Consider the following 11,227-nt stretch of genomic DNA (forward strand, 5'->3'; position numbering starts at 1 on the left):
GAGTACTCCGCGGCGCGGCTGCCTTCAAACAGGTCCCGCCTCTGGCGGGGACCGACACGGGCTCCTCCCGGCGCACCGGGAAGAGCCAAGTTGGTCCGGACTTACTCGGAGTAGAGATACTTCGAGATGTTCGGATCGCCGATGTTGGACTTGTCCATGATCGTGAAGCCGGTGCCGATCGTGACCGGGATGGACTGGCCGGTCAGGTGGGCATAGGCCGAGACGACGCCGAAGTAGCCGATCTCCGCGGGATGCTGGGCGATCGCCACATCCACAAGCCCGGTGTTGATGTTGTCGACGATGCTGGTCGGAGCATCGAAGGCAACCACTTTGACGGTGCCCGTCTGCCCTGCCTGCTTGACGCCATTGGCGGCGCCCAGCGCCGAGAACAGATTGGCGCCGAACACGCCGACGAGGTCGGGGTTGCGCGCGAACACCGCCTGCAGCTGCGAGGCCGCCTTGTTGGCATCGTCATCATTGAACTGGGTCTCGAGAACGGTGATGCCGGGATGGTTGGCCATCTCCTTCTTGAAGCCTTCCTCGCGCTGGTCGGTGGTCGAGATGCCGGGCTTGACGTTGGAGACATAGACCTTGCCCTTGTCGCCGACGGCCTTGGCAAGCGCCCGCGCCGCGATCTCGCCGCCCAGCACATTGTCCGAGGCGATGTAGGCCAGGGGGAAATCGGCGTCACCCGCGCCGGTCTGATAGGCGCCGGTGCCGATGAAGGTATCCACGGTGATGACCGGAATGCCTGCGTCATTGGCCTTGCGCAGCGGCTCGACCAACTGGACCTTGTCGGTCGGCGCGATCAGGATCGCGTCCGGCTTCTTGGCGATGACCGCGTCGAGCACCGGCACCTGGGTGACCGGATTGAACTCAGGAGCGCCCTGGAAGACCAGGTTCACGCCAAGCGCGTCGGCTGCGGCCTGGGCACCCTTGCGCATGGTGATGTAGAAACCGTCGGTGGTCAGGCCCGGAACGAGCGCGATGGTATATTTCTTGTCTTGCGCCTGCGCGGGCGCGATAAGCACCGACGCGCTGACGGCGAGAGCCGCGAGCGCGGCAACGATCTTCTTCATGACATCCTCCTCATTGTGTTGGCAGATCTGCCGTTGCAAGTGACATCGAATGGCCGTCATCCGCTTGGGACAAGACGGCCGGGAACGCCTGTTTGCTTTTCGCGGGCAGCTCCTCCCAAGCGCCCTCCAGTCGATATGTCAGCCGGTCCAGCCGACCGATACGATAGCCGTGGTCGCTTCTTCGCCCTCCGCGAGGTCAGAGAACCACAGCACCCGGCATGCATCGCATGCCAAGCTCACAAACTTGTAACACTTTGCAGAAATAAATTGCAACTCGGTTTCCCGGGTCGCAACGCCGGATTTTTCACGCAACATCCGACTGCTCCACAAAGTCCCGGCGAACTATTGCCTCGACTTCTCGGCGGCACAACCGATTTCGTAAAATCGCCGTCGCGAATTGGTAGGCGGCCGTGGCGCGTTGGGCGGGCACTATCGCGGCGGCAGGGCAGCGAGGATGGCTTGTGCCGTCTTCGTATCCGTTATCACGGTGTTGATCAGCCGGGCGCGAGCGGCGCCGATGATGGCCGTCGCCTTTTCCGGTGACGCCGCGACGCCGATCACCAACGGTACGGCGCGGAGCTGCGCCGGCGACATGGCAATCATCCGGCCCTCTCCTTCCCAGGCGATCAGCGCGCCATCGGCATCGAAATAGTGCCGAAGGACATCGCCGGCCGCATGGACCAGTGCCTGCTCGCTCGGCGTGGCTGCGCTCGCCTCGGGTGCATTGATGGCATGCGGCAGGCCGATGCCGACGATCGCGACATCGGTCCTGTCCCACAGCGCGACGGCATCGCTGATGGCGGCATCACCAAGGAAGACCTCACGCAATTCGCTGGAAGGCAGATAGGGTGCATGAATGAAGTGCGGCGTGCCGCCGAACTCCTCGGCGGCGAGGCGGACGAATTCGTTGACCTGAAAATGCGCCGCGTGCTGCTGCATGCCGCCGGTGGCGGCAACGGTCAGCACGCCCGGAACACGCGGCAAGCCGGCGCGGATCACCTCGCGCACCGCGCGCCCCCAGCCGATGGCGACCACGGAGCCGGCCACCAATTGTGCCTGCTTGAGCAAGCCGCCGAGCGGACCGGCCAGCGCCGTCAGTGCGCCTGCGGCCGGCGTTTCGACCACCGCAGCGTCACGGAGACCCAGCCTATCGATCAGCTGTCTGGTGATCTCCTCCGGTGTCGCCAGATCGAGAACCTCGATACGGACGATCCCTTCCGCCCGCGCCCGCTGCAAGAGGCGCGATATGGTCGCGGTGGAGACGCCGAGCTGCCGCGCGATGTCGACCTGCGACATCTCCGCCTCGTAATGCAGTTTGGCGACCGTGTGCAGCATCGTGCGCGATGCGGTCGCATCCTGAATGGGAGGGGCAGCCAGCTTGCAATTCCTTTCAGCAACGTGTTACACACGTATACGCCGATGGGAGTTATCGCGCAAATCCGGCGAACTCGCAACTTGAGGCCGTCCTGCCCAGGCGCCGGCAAGGTGTGCTTTTCCGGGCAATCGACGGCGCATCAAGACGGCAATTCTCCCCTGCCGGCAGGCGGGCAAACTGAACATTCTTGTTTCCACGGGATCCGCGCCCTCGGCCAGAGAGCGCCAACATCGGACAGAGACCATGACAAAGATGACCACCGCGGAGCTGCGCGGCTATCAGCAGATATGCGGCAAGGACGGGGCCATGGTGGCCATCGCCTGCGACCAGCGCGGCGGCATGCGCACCTTGCTGGCGGCGGATCCGGCCGAACAGGCCAGGATCACCAACGACATGCTCGGCGATACCAAGGCCGACATCACGCGCTACCTTGCAAGTGCTGCGTCCTGCGTACTGCTCGACCCGCTCTGCGCGGTGCCGCGGGTCGTCGAGGAGGGCGTGCTGAACCGCGATACCGCGCTGCTTATCGGTCTCGACGCCTCGGGTTTCGACGTCTCGCCTGAAGGCTATCGCCTGTCGCGCCTTGTCCCCGGTATCGATGCGCGCCGCGTGCGCGAGCTGGGCGGCACGGGCGGCAAGATCATGGTGTATCTGCGGGCCGACAAGCCCGAAGCCAATGAGCACAACATTGCCATCCTGCGCCAATGCATCGCCGATTTCGGGCAGGAAGACTTGCTGCTCGTCGTCGAATTCCTGACTTATCAGCTCGAAGGCGAAAGCCCGCAAGATTATGCGGCGAAGACCCCGTGGCTTGTCGAGGAAGGCACAAGGATCTCGCTGGAGTGCGGGGCAAAGGTGCTGAAGCTTCCGTATCCCGGAACGCCGGAAGCCTGTGCCAACATCACGAGAATGGCCGGCGAGGTGCCGTGGGCGGTGCTTTCGGCCGGCGTCAACCACGCCACCTTCCTAGGCCAGGTCGAGATTGCCATGCAGAACGGCGCCTCCGGCGTCATCGCCGGCCGCTCGCTGTGGAAGGACTGCATCTCTCTCGATCGTGACATTCAGCGCGAAAGGCTTAAGACCATCGCGGTGCCGCGATTGCGTGAGATCCAGGCGGTAATCGGGCATCACCGGCGCAAGGCCGCCGCCTGATATCCGCGTTGGATCACCGGCACGTGCAGGACGTCATGCCACTCAGCATAGGGATAGATATAGGCGGCACCAATCTGCGGGCCGCCCGCATTTCGGGCACCGGCGAAATCCTCGAACGGCTGTCCGAAAAGAGCGCGCCAGACCCGCAGCTTGTGCTCTCGCGGATCGCCGGGATGGTGCGCCGGCTCGATACATCTGAGGTTTCAGCCATCGGCATCGGTGTTCCCGGCCGCGTCGACGCGCATCGCCGCGCGGTCCTGTCCGGCGGCTACGTCAATCTGGCCTCCGTCTCGCTGGCGCAGCGCCTGGAGGACATGGCCGGCAAGCCCGTCGTCATCGACAATGACTGCAACATGGCACTGGTCGCGGAGATGGCGCTCGGCGCCGGCCGGGGCCACGACGACATCGCCATGTTCACCATCGGCACCGGCATTGGCGGCGCCGTCGCTCAAGATCGGCGGATCTTGCGTGGCCGGGCAACGGCCGGGCAGCTCGGCCACATCACCGTCGATGTCAATGGCGAGACATGCGCCTGCGGCCGGCGCGGCTGTGTCGAGACCACCAGTTCGGGCACCGCGCTCGGCCGTCATATTGCGCGGGCCGGCTTGCGTCCCGATCTTTCGGTCGACCAGCTCTTTGCCCGCGACGCCGCCGGAGACATCCAGGCGCGCGCTATACTGGAAGCGTGGGCAACGCCCTTGCGTGCCGCCATCGATACCAGCGTCGCCCTGTTCGACCCCGATCTCGTCCTGCTCGGCGGCGGCCTTGGCCGGGCGGCACACAAGGCGCTCGGCCGTGCGCCGGCCCTGGCGCCCTGGTATCAATGCCCGGTCGAGCCCGCGCAGCTCGGCGACGAGGCCGGCGTGATCGGCGCTGGACTGCAGGCGCTGGCCGGAACAGACATGGCGCCCGCGCCGATTTTGGGCCGGTCTTTTGTCCAAACCGGGGGCGCCAGGCGCGCCGTGCTGGTCAACGGCATCCCGGCCAGCGGCAAGAGCACGGTCTCGCGCGGCATAGCCGACCGTACGGGATGGCCGTTGCTTGCGCTCGATACGATCAAGAATCCGTTTCTCGAGGTGCTCGGCGGCGGCGACCGCGCATTCAACCGCACGCTCGGCCGCGCCAGCTATCAGGCGATCTGGTCAGTCGTCGGCGAAGCCCCAGCGGGCTCCACATTCATCGTCGACGCCTGGTTCGGTTTCCAGCCGCGCGAGCTGCTTGAGGATCATCTCAGGAATGCCGGTGTCGAACAGACCTTTGAAATCTGGTGCCACGCGCCCGGCGAAGTTTTGGCTGAACGTTATGGCGCCCGGCTCGGCCAGCGCCCCGCCGGCCATCCAGGCGCGGCCTATATCCCCGAACTGATCGAACTCGCTGGGCGCGCCGAACCGCTGCGGCGCGGCCCGCTCTTCGACGTCGACACGACGAAGCCGATCGACTTCGATGCCATCATCGCGTGGCTGCGAGCGATGATGCCGGGCGGCGTTTAGAGCGTCGATGGACAGGAAGCAGTCAAGCCCGGCAGCTCGAAAGCCGTTTTCGAGCTGCCGGGCCTGTCCGGTCAATAGCCGACGGTGAAGCGCTGCGGGCGATAGGTGGCGAACATATCCTCAATCCGAGATCCTCAATCTGTTCGTACGGCGCGGCCGCCAGGCGCCGTACTCGCAGGCGAGATCATATTCGGCACCAGAATGTCATTGCGGCGCGCGAAGGCGATCAAGGTCGCCCGCACGGTTTCCGCATCGATCTCGCCGGCAATACCGGCTTTGCAAGCGTTGAGGGCGACGGCATGGGCGCCGTTCCGGCTGGCAACGGGCCAGTCCTGCAGCACGGCATATGCTTCCATCGCAGTCTCGATCGTCACCGGAAGCCCCATTCCGACCAGGATCGTCACGGGTTCTTCAAAGCGCATCTGTGCCATGATTTAAACCTCCATTCGACGGCAAACGAACCGAAGCATGTCGGGCAGCCTGGTGCGCGATGACAGGTCGGCGCGGATAAGGCGGGTGCGCCGGCGTCGTCGGATTTTCACCAGCCGCGAGCCTGATCTCGGCCGCCTCGACCGGACTTGGCTTGACCATTGGCGAGCCCCAGCCCGGCGCCGGCAGCGCCCTATGCGCCCTGGCGAGCGCCTCGAGCCAGGCAACGACGGAAAGCGGCGGGAGCGTCCGCCCATCGAGCCAGGCGGCGACCTGGCTTTGCGGGCAACCAAGCTCGTCGACGAGGTCTGCCGCTTTCCACCTCAACGTTTTCAGGCATTCACGCCATTGGCCCGCGATCATGTCGGTCCTCTTCCCGACCGGACATCCGTCCATCGTTCACCACGGCGTTCCGCGAATTGCGCCGACCACGGCGTCCTCCACCCCTGTATTCAGCCGCCGGAGCCTTCCGAAGCTGCCGACACATGCTGAGCCGCCAGAAACATCAGCGTCGAGGCCGCGGTACGGCGGCTCCAGCCCGCGGACTCCGCCATGTCGAGGACGCCCGTCAGCAATGGTCCCAGCACGCTCCTGCATTCTGCCTCGTAGGCGAGAAATTCGTTTGCCGGATGCGTGGGCGCCGGAACGGAACCGATGCCGGTCATAATGGTCTCTCTCCAAACTTTCCCCGGGAAGCGCCCGCTCCCATTCGAGGGAGCGGGCAGTCTCCCATCGTCCTAGAAGTCCATGCCCGCGCCGGCGGGCATGGCAGGGGCGGCGGCTTCCTTCTTTGGCTTCTCGGCCACCATCGCCTCGGTGGTGACCAGCAGGCCGGCGACGGAAGCGGCATCCTGAAGCGCGGCGCGTACGACCTTTGCCGGATCGATGACGCCTTGGCCGTAGAGATCGCCGAACTCGTTGGTCTGGGCGTTCCAGCCCCAGCCGAACTCGCTCTTCTCGCGCAGCTTGCCGACGATGATCGAGCCCTCGGCGCCGGCATTCTCCGCGATCTGGCGCACCGGGGTCTCGATTGCGCGCCGCACGATCTCCACGCCGGTCCTCTGGTCGGCATTGTCGATCACCAAGCCATCAAGCGCCTTGGCGGCCCGAAGCAGCGCGACGCCGCCACCGGGGAGCACGCCTTCCTCGACCGCCGCACGGGTCGCATGCAGCGCGTCGTCGACACGGTCCTTGCGCTCCTTCACCTCGACTTCCGTCGAACCGCCGACGCGGATGACGGCGACGCCGCCGGCGAGCTTCGCCAGCCGCTCCTGCAATTTCTCGCGGTCATAATCGGAGGTGGTCTCCTCGATCTGGGCTTTGATCTGGGCGATACGGCCCTGGATCTCTTCCTTGCGGCCAACGCCGTCGATGATGGTGGTATTTTCTTTTTCGATCACCACTCTCTTGGCGCGGCCCAGCATCTGCAGCGTGACGTTCTCGAGCTTGATGCCGAGATCCTCGCTGATCGCCGTGCCGCCGGTGAGGATGGCGATATCCTCCAGCATCGCCTTGCGGCGATCGCCGAAGCCAGGCGCCTTGACGGCCGCGACCTTCAGGCCGCCGCGCAATTTGTTGACAACCAGCGTGGCGAGCGCCTCCCCTTCCACATCCTCGGCAATGATCAGCAAAGGCTTGCCCGACTGTACGACGGCCTCGAGAACGGGGAGCATGGCTTGCAGGTTGGACAGTTTCTTCTCGTGGATCAGCACATAAGGCTCTTCGAGCTCGACGCGCATCTTGTCCTGGTTGGTGATGAAGTACGGGCTGAGATAGCCGCGGTCGAACTGCATGCCCTCGACCACCTCGAGTTCGGTCTCGGCGGTCTTGGCCTCCTCCACCGTGATGACACCTTCATTGCCGACCTTCTCCATCGCCTCGGCGAGGAAGCGGCCGATCTCGGCATCGCCATTGGCCGAGATGGTGCCGACCTGGGCGATCTCGTCGTTCTTCGTCACCTTGCGGGCATTGGCCTTCAGTTCGGCGACGACCGCCTCCACGGCCTTGTCGATGCCGCGCTTCAAATCCATCGGATTCATGCCCGATGCCACGGCCTTGGCGCCTTCCTTTACGATGGCTTGGGCCAGAACCGTCGCGGTTGTGGTGCCGTCGCCAGCCAAGTCGCTGGTTTTCGACGCCACCTCGCGCACCATCTGTGCGCCCATGTTCTCGAACTTGTCTTCCAGCTCGATTTCCTTGGCCACCGTCACACCATCCTTGGTGATGCGCGGCGCGCCGAAGGACTTGTCGATAACGACATTGCGGCCTTTGGGACCGAGCGTCACCTTCACCGCATTGGCCAGAATGTCGACGCCGCGCAGCATTTTCTCGCGGGCTTCGGTATGGAATTTCACTTCCTTGGCAGCCATTGGATCACTCCTTCGCTTTAGGCAGCTTTCGTTGACTGGTAACCTCGCAAGAAGCCGTCAAGCGGCCTTCTTCATCGTTGCGGTCTGCTCGATCACACCCATCACGTCGCTTTCCTTCATGATGATAAGGTCTTCGCCGCCGAGCTTGATCTCGGTGCCGGACCATTTGCCGAACAGGATGCGGTCACCCACCTTGACGTCGAGCGGCTGAAGCTGCCCGGCTTCGTTGCGCGCGCCAGGGCCGGCGGCGATCACCTCGCCTTCCTGCGGCTTTTCCTTGGCTGTATCGGGAATGATGATGCCGCCGGCCGTTTTTTCCTCGGCTTCGATGCGGCGGACCAGGATACGGTCATGCAACGGGCGAAACGTCATGTCGTTCTCCTTCAAGGACAAACAGTTTGAGGTTCCTCCGCGCCGGACCGGCAATATCGGCCGGCTCGGGGTGCCGCGACCTTGTTCAGCATCGCGCGCGCATATCGAGCTAGTTTTGCAGCTTTCCGCTTTCAAGAGGTCTGCGCAAAAATTTTAGCACTCGCCACATGAGAGTGCCAACACACTGTTATCATGAGGAAATTCTGACCAGGCCGACGATTTCATCGCTTGAATTTTCGAAAGGAGCCAACAAAATTATTTTGGCCCGCGCTGCCGAAGCGCAGCCGGAACCTGGACGCTATCGAGGAGTTTTGCGAACGGAGCACAACAATGGACCGACAGAAACTTTCGCCGATCATGCCTTCCCTGACCGACATGCCCGACATCCCGCTTGACCGGCTGCTTTCGCCGGCCAGGCACTTCAAACATCCCAACGAGGTGTTGGCAGACGACGCGCTCGACCTTTGGGAAAAGCGGGCGATCCTGTCGTCTTGGGCCTCGGACGCCTGCGCGGTGGAGTCGATGCCGGAACTGCGCCTGCCGCAGGGAGTCGAGCGGCCGGTTTCCTTCGACCAGATCATGGAGGCCCTGTGCAAGCTCGACATCGACGCGTCGGCGTCCCGGTCGACGCCGGACGAATTCCGCCACGACTTCGCCAGGATGCATGCGTGATCTCATAAACGAAAGGAGAAGCATATGGTGACTGCGGTCAGCAGAGAATTCCGCCTGCAGATGGATGGCTACGGCCTGACCACGGCCGAGATTCATTATCATATGCCCGACTACCCCAACCTGCTGCAGCTCTATGTCTGGCAGGAATACGACCTCGCTCCCGAGTTCCCGGAGCTGAAGGGCTTCCTTGGCTATTGGGAAAGCGAACTGGACGGCACGCTGCACTCCGTGCGCGTCGCCCATCATCGCCTGATCACACCATCGGAATGGCGCGCCGTTGACGGCATCGTTGCCATCCATTGAGCGGATCAAAAAAACCTGAAGCGCGTCGCCTGCGACGCGGCGCGCTCAAAGGCCCGATCGCGCATACCTAAAGTCAGAGCTTCCGAGCAGGATAAGTGGTGGGATCCATGTCATCCTGCTCCGACAGCCATTGGCCGGACCGCCCCTGGCATCCTCGCGGAGCGGGGTTGGCGAAGCGAAGGAGGGCGGCCTCTCGTCAGGCCGGCTCGCTTGGCCGCCTTCAAGAAAGCTTTGTAGGCAGCACGCCCGCTGCGCCAGCCATCCAGCGCATCGCGGCACGCACGGTCGGCGGCGCGCCAGCTTGGGCCACGCGCCCATTTCGGCCATTGTTGATCCAGGCATTCCAGAGCCTCGAAGCTGCTGGCGATCTTGCGGGGCGCATTCGAGAATTCGAGCGTAATCGGCTGAGGGAACCGAATATCGTTCATCACTTCCTCCGTTTTTTGACGTCTTTTTGCGAGTAAGCAATCGGATGGAATCATCGGCGACCGTCCATCCGCGATCGAGATGGTCATCGGTTCAGGCGGCGTCAAGGGCCGCCGGATTTTGGCGAGACCTTCGATCAGGCCTCTTGACGCCAGACCCCTCAGTTCCCAGATCGAATCCGCCGGCGCCGGAAGGGCCGGCATGGTCAAGGAGTGCCCATCCTTGGCACTCCTCGTACCCATGTTGCTCAGCGAAGGAGGATATGGCTATGAGAACCGCTTTCGACTTTTCACCACTCTATCGGTCGAGCATAGGCTTCGACCGTATTTTCGACCTCCTGGAGAATGCCAGTCGGACGGCGAATGTAGACAATTGGCCGCCCTACGACATTTCCAGGACCGGTGACGACGCTTATCGCATCACCATGGCGGTAGCCGGCTTCAGTGAAGACGAATTGAGCATCGTTCATGAGCCCAACATGCTCGTAATCGCCGGCGAGCGTGCCGGAGAGGACAATGGCGAATACCTGCATCGCGGCATCGCCGGACGGCCGTTTGAGCGGCGCTTCGAACTTGCCGACCATGTGAAGGTGACCGGCGCCGGCCTCGTCAACGGTCTGCTGACGGTCGATCTCCAGCGCGAGATTCCCGAAGAGATGAAACCGCGCAAGATCGAGATCGGCACCAGCATGGCCAAAGCCAAGGAAAAGTCCGTCCCAGTGGAGAAACAGGCGGCCTGAGGCATTCCGGGTCAAAGCTGCCACCGCCGGACGCCGGTCGTCCGGTGGTGAGACGCAAGCAAAGAGGAGAAAGACAATGAGCGTACGTGATCTCATTCCTTTTGGCCGGGAACGCGGCCAGGTCCCCGGCCTTTTGCGCGATGGCGAACGTGATCCGTTCATGTCGTTGCACCGCGAGGTGAACCGCCTTTTCGACGATGTTTTCCGTGGTTTCGGCTCGGGGCTGCCGTCCTTGTCGTCGGTTGCCGCCGATGGCGGACGCTGGCCTAGCGTCGAGATCTCCGACAGCGGAAAGGAGGTCCGTGTCACGGCCGAGGTGCCCGGCATGGAGGAGAAGGACATCGAGGTCCTGCTCGATGACGGCGTGCTGACCCTGAAGGGCGAAAAGCGGTCCGAGAGCGAGGACAAGGAGCGCCAGTTCTCCGAACGCTACTACGGCCGTTTCGAGCGCCGCATTCCGCTCGGCGCCGAGGTCGAGCAGGACAAGGTCGAAGCGCGCTTCAGGAATGGCCTGCTGACGGTGACCCTGCCGAAGACCGCGAAAGCGCAAGCGCAGGCAAAGCGCATCGAGATCAAGAGTTGAGCGACCCTATGCCGGCGGTGGGGGACAAGCCCACCCGCCGGTTTAGGTCGAGACGGCAGTGTTGACGGCTTACACTGCGGACGCGATCGCTTCGCCGGCTGGATTATCTTCGGCGACAGGTCTGTCTTTGTGCGGTGGCTCGGTTTGGCTGGCTCCGTGAACGCTTTTGCTTGGCTTGTATGGTTCTGGCGGGCGGATTGGGTTTGGTTGGGGGAGAGGATTTGCTTTTGTGGGGTGG

15 protein-coding genes are annotated in these 11,227 nt (G+C 63.4%); 6 read left to right on the forward strand and 9 right to left on the reverse strand.

All coding sequences use genetic code 11. The features are described 5' to 3' along the window. Positions 1-101 precede the first annotated feature (101 nt). The 3 genes from LB566_RS29690 to LB566_RS29700 all read right to left on the reverse strand — a co-directional run bounded on the left by LB566_RS29690 (position 102) and on the right by LB566_RS29700 (position 2,414). On the reverse strand, positions 102-1,079 hold the full coding sequence (locus LB566_RS29690) for an ABC transporter substrate-binding protein (RefSeq protein WP_224629683.1): 978 nt from the start codon (positions 1,077-1,079) through the stop codon (positions 102-104). Between the two features lie 138 nt (positions 1,080-1,217). Then, positions 1,218-1,394, reverse strand: a complete 177-nt coding sequence (locus LB566_RS29695; protein ID WP_224629685.1) for a hypothetical protein — start codon at positions 1,392-1,394, stop codon at positions 1,218-1,220. Between the two features lie 114 nt (positions 1,395-1,508). Beyond that, a complete protein-coding gene (locus LB566_RS29700) occupies positions 1,509-2,414 on the reverse strand; it encodes a sugar-binding transcriptional regulator (protein WP_140549416.1) in 906 nt (301 codons plus the stop codon). Positions 2,415-2,697: 283 nt separating this feature from the next. Here LB566_RS29700 and LB566_RS29705 point away from each other — a divergent pair, with 283 nt between their 5' ends. Together LB566_RS29705 and LB566_RS29710 are read left to right on the forward strand one after the other, a co-directional pair. After that, entirely contained in the window at positions 2,698-3,606 is a 909-nt protein-coding gene (locus tag LB566_RS29705) for a tagatose-bisphosphate aldolase (RefSeq protein WP_224629687.1), read from the forward strand. 35 nt (positions 3,607-3,641) lie between these two features. Continuing rightward, positions 3,642-5,096, forward strand: a complete 1,455-nt coding sequence (locus tag LB566_RS29710) for an ROK family protein (protein ID WP_224629691.1) — start codon at positions 3,642-3,644, stop codon at positions 5,094-5,096. 134 nt (positions 5,097-5,230) lie between these two features. On the opposite strand, the gene LB566_RS29715 is transcribed toward LB566_RS29710, so the two are convergent. The 5 genes from LB566_RS29715 to LB566_RS29735 form a co-directional block, all read right to left on the reverse strand. Next, the gene (locus tag LB566_RS29715) at positions 5,231-5,527 is read right to left on the reverse strand and encodes a DUF982 domain-containing protein (protein ID WP_224629694.1); all 297 of its coding nucleotides are present in this window, start codon (positions 5,525-5,527) and stop codon (positions 5,231-5,233) included. Next, a complete protein-coding gene (locus LB566_RS29720; RefSeq protein WP_224629696.1) occupies positions 5,508-5,888 on the reverse strand; it encodes a helix-turn-helix transcriptional regulator in 381 nt (126 codons plus the stop codon). Before LB566_RS29720 ends, LB566_RS29715 begins: the two co-directional genes overlap by 20 nt. An 89-nt stretch (positions 5,889-5,977) precedes the next feature. Further along, positions 5,978-6,190, reverse strand: a complete 213-nt coding sequence (locus LB566_RS29725; RefSeq protein WP_140549411.1) for a hypothetical protein — start codon at positions 6,188-6,190, stop codon at positions 5,978-5,980. Positions 6,191-6,262: 72 nt separating this feature from the next. Further along, positions 6,263-7,894 (reverse strand): chaperonin GroEL, encoded by a 1,632-nt coding sequence (gene groL, locus LB566_RS29730; RefSeq protein ID WP_224629698.1) that lies wholly within the window; start codon positions 7,892-7,894, stop codon positions 6,263-6,265. Positions 7,895-7,951: 57 nt separating this feature from the next. Then, complete coding sequence (locus LB566_RS29735) at positions 7,952-8,266, reverse strand: co-chaperone GroES (protein ID WP_140549409.1); 315 nt, start codon at positions 8,264-8,266, stop codon at positions 7,952-7,954. A gap of 330 nt (positions 8,267-8,596) precedes the next feature. On the opposite strand from LB566_RS29735, the gene LB566_RS29740 reads away from it, so the two are divergent. Then, on the forward strand, positions 8,597-8,938 hold the full coding sequence (locus LB566_RS29740) for a hypothetical protein (protein ID WP_224629700.1): 342 nt from the start codon (positions 8,597-8,599) through the stop codon (positions 8,936-8,938). Positions 8,939-8,962: 24 nt separating this feature from the next. Beyond that, positions 8,963-9,241: an usg protein gene (locus LB566_RS29745; protein ID WP_224629702.1), complete on the forward strand. Its 279-nt coding sequence runs from the start codon at positions 8,963-8,965 to the stop codon at positions 9,239-9,241. A 110-nt stretch (positions 9,242-9,351) separates the two neighbouring features. On the opposite strand, the gene LB566_RS29750 is transcribed toward LB566_RS29745, so the two are convergent. Next, positions 9,352-9,870 carry a DUF982 domain-containing protein gene (locus LB566_RS29750; protein ID WP_224629707.1) on the reverse strand — a complete coding sequence of 173 codons (519 nt, stop codon included), beginning with the start codon at positions 9,868-9,870 and terminating at the stop codon, positions 9,352-9,354. A 65-nt stretch (positions 9,871-9,935) separates the two neighbouring features. Between LB566_RS29750 and LB566_RS29755 the strand changes: the two genes are divergently transcribed. Further along, positions 9,936-10,406: an Hsp20 family protein gene (locus LB566_RS29755; RefSeq protein WP_224629704.1), complete on the forward strand. Its 471-nt coding sequence runs from the start codon at positions 9,936-9,938 to the stop codon at positions 10,404-10,406. Positions 10,407-10,482: 76 nt separating this feature from the next. Further along, positions 10,483-10,989: an Hsp20/alpha crystallin family protein gene (locus LB566_RS29760; protein WP_224629706.1), complete on the forward strand. Its 507-nt coding sequence runs from the start codon at positions 10,483-10,485 to the stop codon at positions 10,987-10,989. Positions 10,990-11,227: the final 238 nt, after the last annotated feature.

The sequence above is a fragment of the Mesorhizobium sp. CA13 genome (assembly GCF_020165235.1).
GTDB lineage: Bacteria > Pseudomonadota > Alphaproteobacteria > Rhizobiales > Rhizobiaceae > Mesorhizobium.